The organism is Citrobacter sp. Cpo069, from assembly GCF_030332785.1.
GTDB classification, from domain to species: Bacteria; Pseudomonadota; Gammaproteobacteria; order Enterobacterales; family Enterobacteriaceae; genus Citrobacter; species Citrobacter portucalensis.
Window position 1 is genome coordinate 144238 of sequence record NZ_JAOWHD010000059.1, and the last position, 19606, is coordinate 163843.

A 19606-nucleotide genomic window follows, 5' to 3' on the forward strand; every position below is an offset into this window, starting at 1 on the left:
GACTAGATATGCTGAAAACGATTCGTAAACACGGTATTACACTGGCGCTGTTTGCTGCGGGCTCAACGGGGTTAACCGCAGCAATCAATCAATTAACCAAGTCAACCATTGATGAACAGGCCGCGATACAGCAAAAAACGCTGTTCGATCAGGTTCTGCCTGGCAATCGCTACAATAATAACTTGTCTGAAAGTTGTTATCTGGTCAATGCGCCGGCGTTAGGCAAAGGTACGCACCGTGTATATATTGCCCGCCAGGACGATCGTCCTGTTGCTGCGATTCTTGAAGCTACGGCGCCAGATGGTTATTCCGGGGCGATTCAACTGCTGGTGGGTGTCGATTTCACGGGTACCGTGTTGGGTACGCGTGTTACCGAACACCATGAAACGCCTGGGCTGGGCGATAAAATCGAACTGCGACTGTCCGACTGGATCACCCATTTTAGCGGTAAAACAATTTCTGCGGATAACACCTCTCACTGGGCAGTGAAAAAAGATGGCGGCGACTTTGACCAGTTTACTGGCGCAACCATTACACCTCGTGCGGTGGTTAACGCGGTTAAACGTGCCGGCCTGTATGCGCAGACGCTGCCTGCGCAACTCCCTCAACTTAGCGCCTGTGGAGAATAACCATGAGCGAAATTAAAGACGTGATTGTCCAGGGGTTATGGAAAAATAACTCCGCGCTTGTGCAACTACTCGGGATGTGTCCGCTGTTGGCCGTCACCTCTACCGCCACGAACGCGCTGGGGCTTGGACTTGCGACTACGCTCGTCCTAACGCTGACCAACCTGACAATTTCAGCCCTTCGCCGCTGGACACCGCCAGAAATTCGTATTCCGATTTATGTCATGATCATCGCCTCCGTGGTGAGTGCAGTACAGATGTTGATCAATGCCTACGCCTTCGGCCTGTATCAGTCTCTGGGCATCTTCATCCCGCTGATTGTGACCAACTGTATTGTTGTTGGTCGTGCAGAGGCATTCGCCGCCAAAAAGGGCCCTGCGCTATCCGCACTTGATGGTTTCTCCATCGGCATGGGCGCAACAGGTGCCATGTTTGTTCTGGGCTCGCTGCGTGAAATAATTGGTAACGGTACACTGTTTGATGGTGCAGACGGTTTATTGGGTAGCTGGGCCAAAGTCTTGCGCGTTGAGATCTTCCATACTGATACGCCGTTTCTGCTGGCCATGCTGCCACCGGGCGCGTTTATTGGCCTGGGTCTGATGCTGGCAGTGAAGTATCTGATTGATGAGAAAATGAAGAAACGTCGTGCCGAGGCGGCTGTCGTGGACAGTCCCGCGGGTGAAACAGGGAATGCGTAATGAACAAAGCAAAACGTCTGGAAATCCTGACGCGTCTGCGGGATAACAACCCGCATCCGACAACCGAGCTCAATTTTACATCGCCGTTTGAACTGTTGATTTCGGTCTTGCTCTCCGCACAAGCGACCGATGTCAGCGTCAATAAAGCGACGGCTAAGCTATACCCCGTCGCCAATACGCCTGCTGCGATGCTGGAGCTCGGCGTTGAAGGTGTTAAGTCCTACATCAAGACAATCGGTTTGTTTAACAGCAAAGCGGAAAACGTAATTAAAACCTGCCGCATTCTGCTGGAACAACATAATGGTGAAGTGCCAGAAGACCGTGCTGCGTTAGAAGCTCTCCCCGGAGTTGGGCGGAAGACGGCTAATGTGGTGTTAAATACCGCCTTTGGTTGGCCCACTATCGCTGTAGATACCCACATTTTTCGTGTCTGTAATCGCACGCAATTCGCCCCGGGTAAAAACGTCGAGCAGGTTGAAGAGAAGCTGCTGAAAGTCGTACCCAGTGAATTTAAAGTCGATTGCCATCACTGGTTAATTCTTCATGGCCGCTACACCTGCATCGCCAGAAAGCCGCGCTGTGGTTCCTGTATTATTGAAGATCTCTGCGAATTCAAAGAGAAAGTCGATATCTAATGCTGCCGGGGCATCCTCCTAGCCCCTTACATACATAACGATTAGTTATGCACTCCCCTGCGTTTATTTTCCCGACAATGATGCCATTCAATTGCTCATATCTAATGCAATATTCTTGTTAATTAACACCTGAGCAGGTTAATCGTTTTTTTAGCAAAAGAAATTTCTATCTATACGTGATCCAGATCATCCAGCTAACACAATGTTAATAAATTTTTATTTTTTAGTTAAGGTGACAATTAGATGACCTAACTGCACAGTTTCTAAACAAAACATTACACTGCCTATTTTTCAGATAATGGCCTATATCACTGGATTCAACCTTAAATAGCAGAACATATCGCCACATTGCGGTTATGGCGGTGATTAAACAGTGTAAAAATCTGCCATTTTAGAAATGAAGAAATTTAACGCTAGATAACATTTCACAGCCCCGACGATTTCACCAGTCATGATATATGTAACAGATTATTACAAACCACTTGTCTGAATGGTCAAGATAGTGAACATTACTTGCCGTTTCCCCTCCCACTATAACAATCGGACGGATGAACTTGACTCATCACGTACCTGAACACCCCCGTTGATATGGGATGTAAAAAAAGAGGTAAAAGTGTCTACTGCAAACAATAAACCAACAGAAAGCGTAAGTTTAAACGCCTTCAAACAACCAAAAGCGTTCTATCTCATTTTCTCTATTGAGCTGTGGGAACGTTTTGGTTATTACGGCCTGCAAGGGATTATGGCCGTCTACCTGGTTAAACAGCTGGGTATGTCAGAAGCGGATTCCATCACCCTTTTCTCGTCCTTTAGCGCCCTGGTGTACGGTCTGGTTGCCATTGGCGGCTGGTTAGGTGACAAAGTTCTGGGAACAAAACGTGTCATTATGCTGGGTGCCGTTGTGCTGGCCATCGGTTATGCGTTGGTAGCATGGTCCGGTCACGATGCGGGTATCGTTTATATGGGCATGGCGGCCATCGCGGTCGGTAACGGCCTGTTTAAAGCAAACCCATCCTCCCTGCTCTCTACCTGCTATGCCAAAGATGACCCGCGTCTTGATGGTGCATTTACCATGTACTACATGTCCGTCAACATCGGTTCATTCTTCTCTATGCTGGCAACACCGTGGTTGGCTGCGCGCTACGGCTGGAGCACCGCGTTCGCTCTGAGCGTCGTGGGTATGCTGATTACCGTTGTTAACTTCGCATTCTGTCAGCGCTGGGTTAAACAGTACGGTTCTAAACCTGACTTTGAACCGATCAACTTCCGTAACCTGCTGCTGACCATTGCTGGCGTTGTGGTACTGATCGCGATTGCAACCTGGTTGCTGCACAACCAGCAGATCGCACGTATGGTTCTGGGTGTCATTGCGCTGGGTATCGTCTTCATCTTCGGTAAAGAAGCCTTCACCATGCACGGTGCTGCGCGTCGCAAAATGATCGTCGCCTTCATCCTGATGCTGGAAGCGATTATCTTCTTCGTGCTGTACAGCCAGATGCCGACCTCACTGAACTTCTTTGCGATTCGTAACGTTGAGCACTCTATTCTTGGCATTGCTTTCGAACCTGAACAGTACCAGGCACTGAACCCGTTCTGGATCATCATTGGTAGCCCAATCCTCGCTGCTATCTATAACAAGATGGGCGATACCCTGCCAATGCCGACCAAGTTTGCGATTGGTATGGTGCTGTGTTCCGGTGCGTTCCTGATCCTGCCACTGGGCGCGAAATTCGCTACCGATGCGGGCATCGTTTCCGTTAACTGGCTGATTATCTGCTACGGTCTGCAAAGTATCGGTGAGCTGATGATCTCCGGTCTGGGTCTGGCAATGGTGGCACAGTTAGTTCCACAACGCCTGATGGGCTTCATCATGGGTAGCTGGTTCCTGACCACTGCCGGTGCAAACATCATCGGTGGCTACGTCGCTAACATGATGGCTGTACCAGAGAACGTGACTGACCCGCTGATGTCCCTTGAAGTCTACGGTCGTGTGTTCCTGCAGATTGGTGTCGCAACGGCTGTTATCGCTGTTCTGATGCTGCTGACGGCTCCGAAACTGAACCGTATGACTCAGGACGATGACGTCAATGAGAAAGCCTCTAAGGCCGCGACAGCGTAATTCTCAGGGAAACTCATTTTCAGGCCGCTAACTGTTGTTAGCGGCTTTTTTTTTGCCTGAGGTAGCACTACCATACGATATACCTCAGCCAAAAGGAGTTACCGATGAAACTGTTCTACAAACCGGGCGCTTGTTCTCTCGCTTCCCACATCACACTTCGTGAGAGCGGTAAAGATTTCACGCTGGATGGTGTTGATCTGATGAAGAAACGTCTGGAAAATGGCGATGATTTTTTCGCGGTAAACCCAAAAGGGCAAGTTCCTGCACTGCTGCTGGATGACGGTACGCTACTTACCGAAGGTGTCGCCATCATGCAATACCTGGCGGACAGCGTGCCAGACCGCCAGCTCCTTGCCCCTACCAGCAGCCTCTCCCGTTACAAAACCATCGAATGGCTTAACTACATTGCGACTGAACTGCATAAAGGCTTTACGCCACTGTTCCGTCCCGATACGCCGGAAGACTTTAAGCCAACCGTTCGTGCGCTGCTGGAGAAAAAAATGCAGTATGTGAACGACTCGCTGAAAGATAACCAATGGATCTGCGGCCCGCGCTTCAGCATCGCCGATGCCTATCTGTTTACCGTACTGCGTTGGGCCTATGCGGTTAAGCTGAATATGGCAGGATTAAGTAATATTGATGCCTATATGGCGCGAATGGCTGAACGCCCGGCGGTTGCCGCTGCGCTGAAAGCAGAAGGGTTAAATTAATTGTTGTTGCCGGGTGGCACTTGCACATACCCGGCCTACAGCTAAAAATATGCCCGATAAGCGTGAGCGCCATCGGGCATCGATTACAGCTGCGTTGCGCTAAAGTAGTGTTCAGGCATGGCGATACGGTCCTGCGCGGCCACGACCTGTAGCTCATACTCGTGCATCTCTTTGGTAGTGATCATCACTTCGTACACCGCCGCAGTCACATGCTCAAGCGCCTGCTGTAAAGACGCGCCCTGCAGCAGTTTCACCAGCAACAAGCCACTCGTCACATCACCCACACCAACCGGTTGACGTGCGCCAAAATCGACTAATGGGCGACTGATATGCCACGCCTGTTCAGCGGTGACCAGCAGCATTTCGAAACGGTCGGTGCTGATACCTGCGCGTGCCAGATGCTTCACCAGTACAATTTCAGGTCCCTGAGCGATCAGTTCTCGCGCTGCTGCAACGGCCTCGTCGACATTGTTCACCGCATGCTCGCACAGAATTTCGAGCTCAACCAGATTTGGGGCAATAATGTCACTGGCCGGAAGCGCATGGCGTACATGAAATTCCGCCACTCCGGGTGCAACAATACACCCCTTTTCAGGGTGTCCCATCACCGGATCGCAAAAGTATTTTGCCTGCGGGTTTGCCGCTTTTACCTTGCGAACAATACCCAGAATATGCTCGCCCTGTTCTGCTGAACCAAGATAGCCGCTCAGTACTGCGTCACAGGTCTGGAGTTTATCAATATCAGCAATGCCCTGAACAATTTCAGTCAGGTGGCTCGGCGGCATAACGCAACCGGTCCATTTGCCATACTGCGTGTGGTTTGAAAACTGAACGGTATTCAGCGGCCAGACATTTGCGCCAAGACGACGCATCGGAAATTCTGCTGCACTGTTGCCCGCATGACCAAAAACAACGTGGGACTGGATGGCGAGGATATTCTTCATTTTACTTACCACAACCCTGAAAAAATAAAGGGGCGTAGTTTCCCACGCCCCTGCTAACTCAATCTTACTTCCAGCAAATCAGACAATAGTTCTTCTTGCCACGGCGCAGTAAGGTATAGCGCCCGAACAGGATATCACTATCCTGGAAGAAATATTCCGGATCGGACTGCTTCTCACCGTTGATGGTTACCGCGTTTGACGCAATGGTCTTACGTGCCTGACCGCGAGAAGGTTGCAGCTCGGAGTCCACCAGCGCCTGCATCAAATCGGCACCTTTGTCCATCTCGATCATCGGCACACCATCCTGCGCCAGCTGTTCGAAATCTGCTTCACTCAAATCGCTGAGATTGCCGTTGAACAAGCTTTCGGTAATGCGTTTTGCCGCGACCAGACCTTCTTCACCGTGAACCAGACGCGTAACCTGTTCGGCCAGAACATACTGGGCACGCGGCGCTTTACCGCTGTTTTTATCTTCTTCTTCCAGCGCATTGATTTCTTCAATGTCCATGAAAGTGAAGAATTTCAGGAAGCGATAAACGTCCGCATCGGCGGTGTTGATCCAGAACTGGTAGAATTTGTACGGACTGGTTTTCTTCGGATCCAGCCACACTGCGCCGCCTTCCGTCTTACCGAATTTGGTGCCATCAGCTTTAGTGATCAGCGGAACGGTCAGACCAAACACCTGATTCTGGTGCAAACGACGGGTTAAATCGATACCAGAAGTAATGTTACCCCACTGGTCAGAACCACCAATCTGCAGTGCCACGCCGTGCAGTTTGTTCAGGCAGGCAAAGTCATAACCCTGCAGCAGGTTGTAAGAAAACTCGGTAAAGGAGATCCCCTGATCGTCACGGTTCAGACGCTGCTTAACCGCTTCTTTGTTGATCATCTGGTTAACGGAGAAGTGTTTGCCGATATCACGCAGGAAAGTCAGTACGTTCATACCGCCAAACCAGTCGTAGTTGTTCGCAGCAATCGCCGAGTTGTCGCCACAGTCGAAATCGAGGAACGGTGCAACCTGTTTGCGGATTTTATCCACCCACTCCTGCACGGTGTCTTCGGTATTCAGTTTACGCTCGGCGGCTTTAAAGCTCGGGTCACCAATCAGACCGGTTGCGCCACCTACCAGTGCAACAGGCTTATGGCCTGCCTGCTGGAAGCGTTTCAGGCATAACAATGGAACCAGATGCCCCAAATGCAAGCTGTCAGCGGTAGGATCGAAGCCGCAATAGAGCGCGATCGGGCCTTGCGCCAGTCGCTCTGCTAACGCTTCCTCGTCCGTCACCTGGGCCACCAGCCCCCGCTCTTGCAATTGTTTAATCAAGTTACTGCTTGCCATCAAAATCTCCATGTATAAAACGACTGCACCTTTGCCGGTACACGACTTTTCGCCTGATGCGAAAGAAACATAGAATAAAGCGCCGGATTGTTCAGCACCAGCGCTTAAAACAAGAAATTTGCATCTTTAGGGGGCCAGACGATCAATTTTCCACGCGTTATCTTCGCGTTGGTATAAAAAACGATCGTGCAGACGGTTTTCACCGCCCTGCCAGAACTCCATTTGTTCAATACTCACGCGAAAGCCGCCCCAGAAACTGGGCAGAGGAACTTCCCCTTGCTGAAACTTCTGCTTCAGTTCGAGGAATTTGCTTTCGAGAATACCGCGCGCGGAGATTCGACTGGATTGTTTTGAGACCCAGGCGCCAATCTGACTGTCGCGCGGGCGACTGTGGAAGTATTTCACCACTTCGAGTGTGGAAAGACGCTCTGCCTTGCCGATCACCATCACCTGCCGTTCCAGCGTATGCCAGGGAAATAAAAGGCTGATGCGTGGATTTTTCTCGATCTGATGCGCCTTACGGCTACCAAGGTTGGTATAGAACACCAGCCCTTTGTCATCATAATGCTTGAGTAACACGATGCGCTGATACGGCTGACCATTTTCATCGACGGTCGCAACGACCATTGCGGTGGGATCGGCCAGTTTGGCATCACAGGCTTGCCCCAGCCAGCGCTCAAACAGCGCAAGGGGTTCGGCGGGAAGATCGCGGCGGCGAAGACCGCCTTTCGTGTATTCACGGCGCAGATGCGCGATTTGCTGCAATTCGTCGTTATCAGACATGATGTTGGGCTACGGATTGTCAGTGGGTGACGCTATTGTGCGCCGCCCAGGTGAAAATCTCAACGCTTCGGGTTCTGTAACTGACAGTTATTTAGCACAATTCTGTCTCGTTTATAGACCGTTGCCTCGTCGCCTTTAGACCAAAATACGTAGATACCATCGGTATAACGTGCACCTGATGCCGACACGCCCTGTTTGAGGTTCAATAGCTGATTATCATAAACAAAGCTTGCCGTCTGGCGGGTATTGTTCAGCTTCACGGTCAGCGGTTTTTCGTCGCAGCGGTATTCAAGCGTATCCGTTTGCATACGCTCGACAAATTGGTTGTACACACTACAACCGCTAAGCAGTACGGGCAGACACACTAACAACAGTTTTTTCATAGCCATATCCTGAAGACTTTCCTGGTCCTGGAGGGTAATGGCACCCTCCCTAATATCCTTAGTTTACCGGCACACCGCGCTGAATAATTTCAGTTAACTCTGAGTTCGCGGATTGGCAGGATAAATTGCCCCTAAAACACTCGGCTCTGACGCCCCCGTCACAGAAGGTAAATTTCCCGGTAATCCGGCCAGCGTTCGCCACGCCAGCCAGGCAAAGGCTAACGCTTCCATATCATCACCGCTGATCCCGGCTTCATCGGTAGAGGTAACCTCTGTACCCGGTAATAATGCCGCCAGACGCATCATCAGCAGTGGATTACGACTGCCACCACCACATACCATGAGTCGATCACAGCCGCCGCTTAATAAGACCTGCTCTGAAATGGTTACTGCCGTCAGTTCGGCAAGCGTCGCCTGCACATCTCGTGGGCTAATCCCCGGAAACTGCGCCAGATGACGCTCTATCCAGCCGTAATTAAAATACTCACGACCGGTGCTTTTCGGCGCAGGCGCGGAAAAATAAGGGTCGTTAAGCATATTCTGCAGCAACGGCAGGATCACCGTTCCTGAAATGGCCCACTGCGCATCTTTGTCGTAGGGCTGGCCACATTGCCGCCAGATCCATGCATCCATCAGCATATTGCCCGGCCCGGTGTCGTATCCGCGAACGGGTTGTTGCGGAATAAGCAGAGACAGATTGGCAATCCCGCCGATGTTTAACACCATTCGCCGTTCCGTTGGATGTGCCAGAAGTGCCTGGTGAAACGCGGGAACGAGCGGTGCACCCTGCCCGCCGAGGGCGATATCACGTCGACGAAAATCGCCGACTACGGTTATCTCGGTACGCGCGACAATCTGGTTGTTATCACCAATTTGCAGCGTGTGCGGCGCAGCACCGTTCGGTTCATGCCACACGGTTTGCCCGTGGCAACCAATCGCAATGATATCCTGCGGTTTCAATTTTTCTTGCGCCAACAGCGCATTCACCGCCTCAGCAAATAGATAACCGAGCTGTGCATCTAACTGACCAAACTGAGAAAGTGTAAGCTGCTGCCCCTGGCAGATATCCAGAATCGCTTGTTTAACATGGATGGGGATGGGCCAGGTCAGACTCGCCTGCTGCGCAACCATCGTTTCATCTATTGTCGCCAGCACAACATCGACGCCATCAAGGCTGGTTCCAGACATTACACCGATAAAACGGCCCGATTTCATAGGTCATCCTTTTAAGCAAATTAGCCTTGACACTCAACCATAAAGTGTCGACTAATGCCATGCTTCCTTAATGATTTTTGGTGGCTAATCATTACAATGATCGTTTAATTACATCAATTACATGAATGATTCGTTTATACTCGGTTGATCCGATTTCGGTTAAGATTTTCATATTGTTCCAGTAGAACATGTGACCTTAGGCTCACAAATGCCATATAATTTAGCCATGAAGGGTGCTTTATTAGCGTTTCGTGGTGACAAAGGAGATTTGTAAATGATTAAACGTGTGCTGATTGTTTCATTAATGGGCGTATCTTTAGCGGGTTGCGTTAACAATGACAGCCTTTCAGGCGACGTATATACCGCATCCGAAGCGAAACAAGTTCAGAACGTTACCTACGGTACGATTGTTCATGTTCGTCCGGTGCAAATCCAGGGTGGCGATGACGCAAACGTGATTGGTGCTATTGGTGGTGCGGTACTCGGCGGGTTCCTTGGTAACACCGTCGGCGGCGGTACGGGTCGTTCATTAGCCACAGCGGCAGGTGCAGTTGCCGGTGGCGTAGCGGGTCAAGGCGTACAAGGTGCGATGAATAAAACCCAGGGTGTGGAACTGGAAATCCGTAAGGATGATGGTAATACCATCATGGTGGTTCAGAAACAGGGTGCGACCAAGTTTTCAGCCGGCCAGCGCGTTGTTATGGCTAACAACGGCAGCCAGGTTACCGTGTCTCCACGCTAATCGAATTCACGTGTGGTCAGGCTCTGGCCACACGTAACTTATCGTTTCAACCTTGTGACTGCAGTTCAATAATATTGTGTTCGAGTTTGGCAACCAGCTTAATCAGCAGATCAATTTCCTCAGCTGAAATCCCTTCCAGAATTTCTCCACGTGTTTTGTTGATCACCGCTTCCATATCAGCGATCAGCGGCTCAGCCTTCTCTGTCAGTTTAATTCTCTTAGCTCGACGATCGCTGGCGCAAGTCTGTCGTGAAATGAGTCCCTTTTCTTCCAACTGGTCAAGCGTACGTACCAACGAAGGCTGCTCGATGCCAATCGCTTTAGCCAACTGAATCTGCGATTGATCCGGCGGCAACTGATGAATGTTGTGCAGCGTAACCCAATGCGTCTGCGTCAACTCCAGAGGTTTCAGGCGATGGTCAATCAGAGCACGCCAAATGCGCACCAACCGTGCCAGATCAGAACCTAATGGCGATTCCAATTTCATCTCCTTATAATTAGCTTGCTAAGTTATTGTGCTGATTTTAGAATAGTGTGCAGCATTTGTATTCCCAAAACAAATGTATTGCCAAATTTGCTTACCGGCTGACATTTTTTCAGACATTATGCGTTACGGAGACTCATTGTCTCTTTTTTGCTAAACCTATAGCAATGCTCTCTTCCGTCAAGGATTTTGCCCGTGAAGTTTATGTTTAATGCAACAGGATTGCCCCTACAAGATTTAATGATCGGCGCATCTGTCTACTTCCCTCCTGTTTTCAAGGCGATTGTAGCAGGATTTATTCTCTGGCTGGTTGTTCATCGCCTGCTGCGCGACTGGATTTACTCCGGCGAAATCTGGCATCCCCTGCTAATGGATCTGTCACTCTTTACGCTTTGCGTATGTCTGGCCTTTGTTATGCTGATAGCGTGGTGATTATGTCGCTTAAAACCATTAAATACTTCTCAACTATTATAGTCGCTGCAATCGCAGTTTTCGCCGGATGGTGGATGTGGAATTACTATATGCAATCGCCCTGGACACGTGATGGCAAAGTACGTGCTGAGCAGGTCAGCATCACGCCGCAGGTGTCAGGTAGCATTAGCGAACTCTATATAAAAGATAACCAGTTTGTGAATAAAGGCGATGTCCTTTTTATTATCGACAAGACGCCATTTCACATTGCTGAACTGAATGCGCAAGCGCAACTGGCAAAAGCGCAGTCTGACCTGGCGAAAGCCAATAACGAAGCCAACCGCCGCCGTCATTTATCGCAAAATTACATCTCAGCCGAGGATCTGGATACCGCAAATCTCAACGTGAAAGCCATGCAGGCAAGCGTTGAAGCGGCTGAGGCCAGTTTGCGCCAGGCCCAGTGGCAACTGACGCAAACGGTGGTCAAAGCCCCCGTGGCGGGTTGGGTCACAAACCTGTCTACCCGTACCGGTGATTACGCCTCAACCGGTAAGCCCCTGTTTGCCCTTGTCGACAGTCACTCTTTTTATGTGATGGGATATTTTGAAGAAACCAAATTGCGCCATATTCGAGAAGGCGCACCTGCGACGATTACACTCTACAGCGGCAATGTAAAGTTACAGGGTCACGTTTCCAGTATTGGCCGTGCCATCTACGATCAAAGTGTGGAAAGTGATTCCGGCCTGATTCCCGACATCAAACCCAACGTGCCGTGGGTGCGTCTGGCGCAGCGTGTCCCGGTACGCATCGAATTCGACGCCCTGCCGCGGGATGTCACGCTGGTGTCAGGTACAACCTGCAGCGTATCCATCGGCCAGCGTAAATGAAACTGCCCCGCCTGACACCAGGCAATTTGCCGTGGTTTAAAGCCACGGCGGCACAGTGGCGTTATGCGCTGCGTAACACCATTGCGATGTGCCTGGCGTTAACTTTTGCTTATTATCTGAATCTGGATGAGCCCTACTGGGCGATGACCTCTGCGGCGGTGGTTAGTTTTCCCACCGTTGGAGGGGTTATCAGCAAAAGTCTGGGTCGCGTGGCGGGTAGCCTACTGGGAGCCACCGCCGCACTGATTATTGCCGGTCATACTCTCAATGAGCCGTGGCTGTTTTTGCTGAGCATGTCAGTGTGGATCGGTTTTTGTACCTGGGCATGCGCGCACTTCACCAATAACGTTGCCTACGCCTTTCAACTGGCGGGTTATACGGCGGCGATCATTGCTTTTCCCATGGTCAATACCGTGGAAATTACGCAGTTATGGGATATCGCGCAGGCACGCGTGTGTGAAGTCATCGTCGGTATCCTGTGTGGCGGCGTGATGATGATGATCCTGCCCAGCACCTCCGATGGCACCACGTTACTGGCTGCATTGAAAAACATGCATTCACGTTTACTGGAACATGCCAGCCTACTCTGGCAACCAGAAACCACGGATGCCATTCGCACAGCCCATGAAGGTGTTATCGGGCAGATTCTGACCATGAACCTGCTGCGTATTCAGGCTTTCTGGAGTCATTACCGCTTTCGTCGCCAGAATGCTTTGCTCAATTCGCTGTTGCACCAGCAGTTACGGATGACCAGCGTGATTTCCAGTCTGCGCAGGATGCTGCTGAACTGGCCTAATCCGCCGTCCAACACACGGGAAATCATCGAGCAGTTGCTCAGCGAACTAATAAAATCCAATGCGAATAGCTACACCGTCGCACGTATAATTGCCCCACTGCGGCCCGTCGATGCCCGCGACTATCGACACGTCGCCTTCTGGCAACGACTGCGTTATTTTTGTCGGCTCTACCTGCGCAGCAGTCATTATCTGCATTTACTGGAAAATGGTGTTACCGCCGAGCGTATTAATATCGCCCGCACGCCGGGACTTGCCCGTCATACCGATAATGCGGAAGCTATCTGGAGCGGGTTGCGTACGTTCTGCACTTTGATGCTTATCGGCGCATGGAGCATTGGTGCACAATGGGAATCAGGCTCTGGCGCACTCACGCTCGCCGCGATCAGCAGTGTGCTGTATTCCGCCGTTGCCACACCGTTCAAGTCGCTTTCTTTGCTGATGCGTACGCTGGTTCTACTGTCGCTATTTAGCTTTGTGGTTAAGTTTGGCCTGATGGTGCAAATTTCCGACCTCTGGCAGTTTATTCTCTTTCTCTTCCCACTACTCGCCACCATGCAACTGTTGAAGCTACAAATGCCTGCCCTGGCAGGTCTTTGGGGGCAACTGATTGTATTTATGGGTTCGTTTATCGCGGTGACCAATCCGCCGGTATATGATTTTGCTGATTTCCTGAATGACAATATGGCGAAAATCACCGGCGTGGCGCTGTCATGGCTGGCCTTCGCCATTCTGCGCCCCGGATCGGATGCACGGAAAAGTCGCCGCCATATTCGCGCCCTGCGCCGGGATTTTGTCGATCAGCTCAGCCGACATCCATCACTGAGTGAAAACGAATTTGAATCGCTGACCTATCATCACGTCAGCCAGCTCAGCAACAGTCAGGATGCGCTGGCGCGACGCTGGTTATTACGTTGGGGGGTCGTTTTACTGAACTGCTCGCATGTGGTGTGGCAACTGCGCACCTGGGAGGCGCGTTCCGATCCGCTGGCTCGCGTCAGGGACGTGTGTATCTCGCTGCTACGCGATGTAATGAGCGAACGTGGCGTCCAGCAACGACCACTTAATGCCACGCTGAATGAGCTACAGCGCATCTGCGATACGCTTGCCCACCATCATCAACCCGCTGCGCAGGAACTGTCGGCACTGGTCTGGCGGCTACACTGCTCGCTTTCACAACTCGAACAGGCGCCGCCGCCGGGCACTCTCAGTCGTTGATTATTTGATAACACCACAGGCGTAGCGCGCTCCGCCACCGCCAAGCGGTTTCGGTTGATCGGACATATTATCGCCGCCCACATGGATCATCAGCGCTTTGCCTTTGACCTCATCGATCGTTTTCAGCCGCGGTGCAACGACCGACGTTGTGGCGTTACCGTCGTTATTCACCACCAATAGCGGCAGGTCGCCCATATGACCTGCACCTTCCGGGCCTTCATGTTTACCGGTTTGATGCGGATCGTAATGGCCACCAGCCGATTCTGCGGCTGAGGCTTTCCCTTCTTTAATCGCGGGTTGGCAACTGCCGTTCATATGCACATGGAAGCCATGTTCACCTGGCGGCAACGCTTTCAAATCGGGCGTAAACTTCAGCCCCTTTGCGGTTTCAGCAATAGTGACCGTACCAATCGCCTGGCCGACGCCTTGCGACGTGACCAGATTCATCGTCACTTTTTCTTCACTGGCAGCCTGCGCACCTGCACAGGCGAGTAGAGTGATGATGGCCAAACTCAAACGCTTCATAAGACCTCCGTCCAAAAGGTGTCTGATTGTTAAGTGTAAACCAGTGACACAATTTTGAACGGAGATGCGCCAAAAACGCGATTAGGGTACGTCGTAACCCAGCGCCGCTTTACGAATGCGGAACCATTGCTGGCGAGACATGTTCAGCGACTCAGACTCAATGGCAGCACGTACACGCTCTATTTTTCCTGAGCCAATAATCGGCAGCGGCTGAGACGGCAGACGTAAAATCCAGGCGTATACCACCTGCTCAATAGATTGCGCATTCAACTCTTCTGCGATCACGGCAAGCTCATTACGTAAAGGCTGGAAAGCATCATCATTAAACAGGCGACCACCGCCGAGACAGGACCAGGCCATCGGGCGAATGCGCAGCTGTTGCAGTTGATCTAAAGTACCATCCAACAGGAGCGGCTGATGTACTGGTGAAATTTCTACCTGGTTGGTCGCCAGAGTAAACGGCAGACGCGATTGCAGCAATGAGAACTGTGCCGGGGTGAAGTTGGAGACGCCAAAGTGACGCACTTTGCCACTATGGTGCAATTTTTTAAAAGCATCGGCGACATCGTCAGCATCCATAAGCGGATCGGGACGGTGGATCAGCAGCAGATCAATATGATCGGTCGCCAGCAGCTTCAGCGACTCTTCCGCACTGGCAATAATATGTGCACTGTCGGTGATGTAGTGCCCCAGCGCATTTTCCGTGCGCGCCGTCGTCGCGATCCCGCATTTGGTCACAATCTGCATTTTTTCACGCAAATGCGGGGCCAGTTTCATTGCCTCACCAAACGCCGCTTCACACTGGTATCCACCGTAAATATCGGCGTGATCGACGGTGGTCACGCCAAGATCCAGATGCTCTTCAATAAAGCTGACTAGCTGGCGCGCGGACATATTCCAGTCCATCAGGCGCCAGTACCCCATCACAAAGCGAGAAAATTCCGGGCCTTGCGGCGCAATAGTAATACGCTGAACCATAGCAGCTTCCTTATAAGTGAATGTGCCTCGAGTATACGCAATTACGCTTTTAAAAGAGTGAAGGTTGTTGCGGTTCTTCCGAAGGGTTGGCTTTGTTTGCACGTAATTTACGCATCAGGCGCTGACGACAAAGCCGCAGCACTTCCTGCTTTTGGGTATCGCTCATCTTTTGCCAGTTAAAACGCTCATCCCGACTGCGAAAACAGCCACGGCAAAAGCCGCGTTCGTCAGACTGACATATTCCACGGCATGGGCTCTGGACGGGGAAAAACTCCAGCTGTTCGGCCACATCCCCTCCTTTAATAAGATTGATATACCTATTGAAGACGTTAACTGAATTTCTCGCAAGCGCTATTGCATTAGACCGACTGGTCTATTACACTCCTTCCCATGAACAAAATCACTGAACACGATACACGCGAACATCTGCTGGCGACTGGCGAACTGCTGTGTATGCAGCGCGGCTTCACCGGCATGGGGTTAAGCGAACTACTGAAAACCGCTGAAGTACCCAAAGGTTCGTTTTATCATTACTTTCGCTCTAAAGAAGCGTTCGGTGTCGCGATGCTGGAACGCCACTATGCGGCCTATCATCGGCGACTGGCTACGCACTTTGATACGGGAGCGGGAAACTACCGCGATCGCATTCTGGCCTACTATCAGGAAACCCTGAACCAGTTTAGCCAGCACGGCATTATTAGCGGCTGTTTAACTGTAAAACTGTCTGCCGAAGTGTGCGATCTGTCAGAAGATATGCGCACAGCGATGGATAAAGGCGCGCGGCACATTATTGTGCTGTTAGCGCAGGCGCTGGAGAAAGGTCAGACCAGCCATTGTCTGTCTTTTGTTGGCGAGCCGTTACAGCAGGCGCAGGTACTGTATGCGCTGTGGCTTGGCGCAAATCTGCAGGCCAAGATTTCTCGTAGCGCCACTCCGCTGGAAAATGCGCTGACGCACGTTAAAAACATCATCACAACGCCTGTCGTTTAACAGGCGTTTTTATTTTCTTTATTACTAGACGACCGGTCTATTCAGGAGTGCCACATGTCATCTGAAAAACTGTTTTCCCCACTGAAAGTGGGTGCCATTACGGCAGCAAACCGCGTATTTATGGCGCCACTGACGCGTCTGCGCAGTATTGAGCCTGGCGACATCCCTACTCCGTTGATGGCCGAGTATTACCGTCAACGCGCCAGCGCGGGTCTTATCATCAGCGAAGCGACGCAGATTTCCGCCCAGGCGAAAGGCTATGCCGGAGCACCCGGCTTACATAGCGAAGCGCAAATTGCCGCATGGAAGAAAATCACTGCTGCCGTACACGCTGAGCAAGGTCATATTGCTGTCCAGTTGTGGCACACCGGACGCATCTCTCACGCCAGTCTGCAGCCAAACGGTCAAGCTCCAGTTGCACCTTCCGCGATTAGCGCTGGAACCCGCACCTCGCTGCGCGATGAAAACGGCCTGGCAACGCGTGCCGATACCTCAATGCCACGTGCGCTGGAAACTGAAGAGATTCCGGGCATCGTTAATGACTTCCGTCAGGCGATAGCCAATGCGCGCGAAGCGGGTTTCGATATGGTTGAACTGCACTCTGCCCACGGCTACCTGCTGCACCAGTTCCTGTCGCCAACGTCTAACCAGCGTACCGATCAATACGGTGGCAGCGTCGAAAATCGTGCGCGTCTGGTGCTGGAAGTGGTTGACGCCGGTATTAAAGAATGGGGTGCCGATCGCATTGGTATTCGCGTCTCCCCGATTGGCACTTTCCAGAACGTAGACAATGGTCCAAACGAAGAAGCCGATGCGCTGTATCTGATTGAACAATTGGGCAAGCGCGGAATCGCTTACCTGCACATGTCTGAGCCGGACTGGGCCGGTGGCGAGCCGTATTCCGATGCGTTCCGCGAAAAAGTTCGCGCGCGCTTCCACGGCCCTATCATTGGTGCTGGTGCTTACACCCCAGAAAAAGCAGAAGCGCTGATCGAGAAAGGTCTGATCGACGCCGTTGCTTTTGGTCGCGCCTATATTGCTAACCCGGATCTGGTGGCGCGTCTGCAACGCAAAGCAGAACTGAATCCGCAACGTGCCGAGAGTTTCTACGGCGGCGGCGCGGAAGGTTACACCGACTATCCTACCCTCTAACGTCACAATCTCCGTTCTGCCATTGATAGCGGCGTAACAACGCCGCTATACTAAAACAACATTTTGAATGTATTAGCCATTTTCGAAGGGGAAAAAGATGCGTTTACTCCATACCATGCTGCGCGTGGGTGACCTGCAGCGTTCCATCGAGTTTTATACCAACGTGCTGGGCATGAAGCTGTTGCGTACCAGCGAAAACCCTGAATACAAGTACTCTCTGGCTTTTGTCGGCTACGGTCCTGAAACCAGTGAAGCAGTAATCGAACTGACCTATAACTGGGGTGTCGACAAGTATGATCTGGGTACTGCCTATGGCCATATCGCCCTGAGCGTAGACAACGCGGCTGAAGCCTGTGAACGTATTCGCCAGAATGGCGGTAACGTAACGCGTGAAGCAGGTCCAGTAAAAGGCGGCACCACAGTGATTGCGTTCGTTGAAGATCCGGACGGCTACAAAATTGAGCTGATCGAAGAGAAAGACGCCGGGCGCGGCCTGGGCGATTAATCTCCCCCTCGGGCGCAGATCGTCTGTGCCCATAGTTTTATACTCATCATTTTGCCATAATACGCGCTGCAATTTTCCCGTATTAAGAGACCCAGATGTCCGATAACGCTCAACTTTCCGGTCTGTGTGACCGTTTTCGTGGTTTTTATCCTGTCGTCATTGATGTCGAAACCGCAGGGTTCAATGCCAAAACCGATGCGCTGCTTGAGATTGCCGCCATCACACTGAAAATGGATGAACAAGGCTGGCTGATGCCGGACACAACGTTACATTTCCACGTAGAGCCGTTTGAAGGTGCCAATTTGCAACCGGAAGCGCTCGCCTTTAACGGTATTGACCCTAACAATCCGCTACGCGGTGCGGTCAGCGAATATGATGCTCTGCATGCCATCTTCAAAATGGTGCGTAAAGGCATTAAAGACAGCGGCTGCAATCGGGCAATCATGGTGGCGCATAACGCTACGTTCGACCACAGTTTCATGATGGCTGCAGCAGAACGCGCCTCGCTCAAACGTAATCCGTTCCACCCATTTGTAACCTTTGATACGGCGGCATTAAGCGGTCTGTCTCTGGGGCAGACGGTGTTGTCAAAAGCGTGCCTGGCGGCGGGAATGGAGTTTGACGGGAATCAGGCGCACTCGGCGCTGTATGACACCGAACGCACGGCCGTGCTGTTTTGCGAAATCGTTAACCGCTGGAAACGTCTCGGCGGTTGGCCTCTTCCCGTGCCTGAAGAAGCGTAACGGCAACATAAAAAAAGCGACCATTTCAGGTCGCTTTTTTACTTCTGCTGGTATTACTCAGCGTCCGGCTCTTCGGTTTTGTATTTCGCTGCTGTTTCTTTAATCAGCTGCTGCAACTCACCGCGCTGGTACATTTCGATCAGAATGTCACAACCGCCAACCAGCTCACCATCAACCCACAGCTGTGGGAAAGTTGGCCAGTTTGCGTATTTCGGCAGTTCGGCGCGAATATCCGGGTTCTGCAGAATATCAACATAAGCAAAGCGTTCACCACAGGCTGACAGCGCCTGCACAGCCTGTGCGGAGAAACCGCAGCTTGGCAGTTTAGGGGAACCTTTCATGTACAGGAGAATCGGGTTTTCAGCGATCTGGCGCTGGATTTTTTCGATAGTGGTGCTCATTATCTTGCTTCCTTAAACTTCTTTTACGGCAGTAGTCTGACATTGTAACGGGTCAGACAGGCAACGGAAAATAACATTTTCATTACGCGTTATTATTTTATCCCCTGACGCTAAAAGTTGCATTCACAATCTCACTTATCCCCTTCAAACATGTGGATTTGATTATCTGTTCACCAATTCTATCTCTATTTGCTGTTTTTTTTTGCGGTCGGTTACGAAACGCAGTTTTAAACTAAAAAAGCTATTAACTTTCCCTCTTTCTATAGATTAGAATCGTCAAGTTTTGAAAATCACTCGCAGGCACGATAGACCTGCCTTACCAGA

At 51.2% G+C, this 19606-nt stretch carries 22 protein-coding genes and 1 pseudogene; 13 read left to right on the top strand and 10 right to left on the bottom strand.

Translation table 11 applies throughout. The features are described from left to right. Positions 1-8 precede the first annotated feature (8 nt). From rsxG to gstA, 5 genes are all read left to right on the top strand, one after another. Positions 9-629 (top strand): electron transport complex subunit RsxG, encoded by a 621-nt coding sequence (rsxG, locus tag OGY08_RS16665; protein ID WP_008784679.1) that lies wholly within the window; start codon positions 9-11, stop codon positions 627-629. A gap of 2 nt (positions 630-631) precedes the next feature. Beyond that, the gene (locus OGY08_RS16670) at positions 632-1324 is read left to right on the top strand and encodes an electron transport complex subunit E (RefSeq protein WP_008784678.1); all 693 of its coding nucleotides are present in this window, start codon (positions 632-634) and stop codon (positions 1322-1324) included. Then, positions 1324-1959, top strand: a complete 636-nt coding sequence (nth, locus tag OGY08_RS16675; RefSeq protein ID WP_003029161.1) for an endonuclease III — start codon at positions 1324-1326, stop codon at positions 1957-1959. The genes OGY08_RS16670 and nth overlap by 1 nt, the downstream gene beginning before the upstream one ends. Positions 1960-2572: 613 nt before the next feature. Next, positions 2573-4078, top strand: a complete 1506-nt coding sequence (dtpA, locus tag OGY08_RS16680; protein WP_020996425.1) for a dipeptide/tripeptide permease DtpA — start codon at positions 2573-2575, stop codon at positions 4076-4078. Positions 4079-4182: 104 nt separating this feature from the next. Further along, entirely contained in the window at positions 4183-4788 is a 606-nt protein-coding gene (gstA, locus tag OGY08_RS16685) for a glutathione transferase GstA (protein WP_003832787.1), read from the top strand. Positions 4789-4871: 83 nt separating this feature from the next. Here the strand turns inward: gstA and pdxY are convergent, their stop codons facing one another. The 5 genes from pdxY to anmK form a co-directional block, all read right to left on the bottom strand. Further along, on the bottom strand, positions 4872-5732 hold the full coding sequence (gene pdxY / locus OGY08_RS16690) for a pyridoxal kinase PdxY (RefSeq protein WP_079933982.1): 861 nt from the start codon (positions 5730-5732) through the stop codon (positions 4872-4874). Positions 5733-5796: 64 nt separating this feature from the next. Further along, the gene (tyrS, locus tag OGY08_RS16695; protein ID WP_020996426.1) at positions 5797-7071 is read right to left on the bottom strand and encodes a tyrosine--tRNA ligase; all 1275 of its coding nucleotides are present in this window, start codon (positions 7069-7071) and stop codon (positions 5797-5799) included. A 126-nt stretch (positions 7072-7197) separates the two neighbouring features. Further along, positions 7198-7854 carry a pyridoxamine 5'-phosphate oxidase gene (gene pdxH, locus OGY08_RS16700; RefSeq protein WP_003029169.1) on the bottom strand — a complete coding sequence of 219 codons (657 nt, stop codon included), beginning with the start codon at positions 7852-7854 and terminating at the stop codon, positions 7198-7200. 59 nt (positions 7855-7913) lie between these two features. Then, on the bottom strand, positions 7914-8243 hold the full coding sequence (gene mliC, locus OGY08_RS16705; RefSeq protein WP_003029170.1) for a C-type lysozyme inhibitor: 330 nt from the start codon (positions 8241-8243) through the stop codon (positions 7914-7916). A gap of 87 nt (positions 8244-8330) precedes the next feature. Then, positions 8331-9452, bottom strand: coding sequence for an anhydro-N-acetylmuramic acid kinase (gene anmK / locus OGY08_RS16710; RefSeq protein ID WP_125363527.1), 1122 nt, complete (start codon positions 9450-9452; stop codon positions 8331-8333). 274 nt (positions 9453-9726) lie between these two features. Between anmK and slyB the strand changes: the two genes are divergently transcribed. Then, positions 9727-10194: an outer membrane lipoprotein SlyB gene (gene slyB, locus OGY08_RS16715; RefSeq protein ID WP_003029175.1), complete on the top strand. Its 468-nt coding sequence runs from the start codon at positions 9727-9729 to the stop codon at positions 10192-10194. Between the two features lie 46 nt (positions 10195-10240). Here the strand turns inward: slyB and slyA are convergent, their stop codons facing one another. Continuing rightward, positions 10241-10681, bottom strand: a complete 441-nt coding sequence (gene slyA, locus OGY08_RS16720) for a transcriptional regulator SlyA (RefSeq protein ID WP_008784672.1) — start codon at positions 10679-10681, stop codon at positions 10241-10243. A gap of 192 nt (positions 10682-10873) precedes the next feature. Between slyA and OGY08_RS16725 the strand changes: the two genes are divergently transcribed. From OGY08_RS16725 to OGY08_RS16735, 3 genes and pseudogenes are all read left to right on the top strand, one after another. Then, complete coding sequence (locus tag OGY08_RS16725) at positions 10874-11110, top strand: DUF1656 domain-containing protein (RefSeq protein WP_003029180.1); 237 nt, start codon at positions 10874-10876, stop codon at positions 11108-11110. 2 nt (positions 11111-11112) lie between these two features. After that, positions 11113-11976, top strand: a complete 864-nt coding sequence (locus tag OGY08_RS16730) for an efflux RND transporter periplasmic adaptor subunit (protein ID WP_219013526.1) — start codon at positions 11113-11115, stop codon at positions 11974-11976. Continuing rightward, a pseudogene (locus tag OGY08_RS16735) lies at positions 11973-14013 on the top strand (FUSC family protein). The gene OGY08_RS16730 and the pseudogene OGY08_RS16735 overlap by 4 nt, the downstream one beginning before the upstream one ends. Here OGY08_RS16735 and sodC read toward each other — a convergent pair. The 3 genes from sodC to OGY08_RS16750 form a co-directional block, all read right to left on the bottom strand. Further along, positions 13989-14513 (bottom strand): superoxide dismutase [Cu-Zn] SodC, encoded by a 525-nt coding sequence (gene sodC, locus OGY08_RS16740; RefSeq protein WP_125363530.1) that lies wholly within the window; start codon positions 14511-14513, stop codon positions 13989-13991. The pseudogene OGY08_RS16735 and the gene sodC sit on opposite strands and share 25 nt — an antisense overlap. 81 nt (positions 14514-14594) lie before the next feature. Then, entirely contained in the window at positions 14595-15491 is an 897-nt protein-coding gene (locus tag OGY08_RS16745) for an aldo/keto reductase (RefSeq protein ID WP_125363531.1), read from the bottom strand. Positions 15492-15540: 49 nt separating this feature from the next. Then, positions 15541-15780, bottom strand: coding sequence for a DUF1289 domain-containing protein (locus OGY08_RS16750; protein ID WP_003832768.1), 240 nt, complete (start codon positions 15778-15780; stop codon positions 15541-15543). Positions 15781-15881: 101 nt separating this feature from the next. Between OGY08_RS16750 and OGY08_RS16755 the strand changes: the two genes are divergently transcribed. From OGY08_RS16755 to rnt, 4 genes are all read left to right on the top strand, one after another. Further along, on the top strand, positions 15882-16481 hold the full coding sequence (locus OGY08_RS16755) for a TetR/AcrR family transcriptional regulator (protein ID WP_125363532.1): 600 nt from the start codon (positions 15882-15884) through the stop codon (positions 16479-16481). Between the two features lie 54 nt (positions 16482-16535). Then, positions 16536-17633, top strand: a complete 1098-nt coding sequence (locus OGY08_RS16760; RefSeq protein ID WP_032943320.1) for an alkene reductase — start codon at positions 16536-16538, stop codon at positions 17631-17633. Between the two features lie 97 nt (positions 17634-17730). Next, positions 17731-18138: a lactoylglutathione lyase gene (gloA, locus tag OGY08_RS16765; RefSeq protein ID WP_003832762.1), complete on the top strand. Its 408-nt coding sequence runs from the start codon at positions 17731-17733 to the stop codon at positions 18136-18138. Between the two features lie 95 nt (positions 18139-18233). After that, complete coding sequence (gene rnt / locus OGY08_RS16770) at positions 18234-18881, top strand: ribonuclease T (protein ID WP_003029200.1); 648 nt, start codon at positions 18234-18236, stop codon at positions 18879-18881. 53 nt (positions 18882-18934) lie between these two features. Here rnt and grxD read toward each other — a convergent pair whose 3' ends face one another. Next, on the bottom strand, positions 18935-19282 hold the full coding sequence (gene grxD / locus OGY08_RS16775; RefSeq protein WP_003832760.1) for a monothiol glutaredoxin 4: 348 nt from the start codon (positions 19280-19282) through the stop codon (positions 18935-18937). Positions 19283-19606 lie beyond the last annotated feature (324 nt).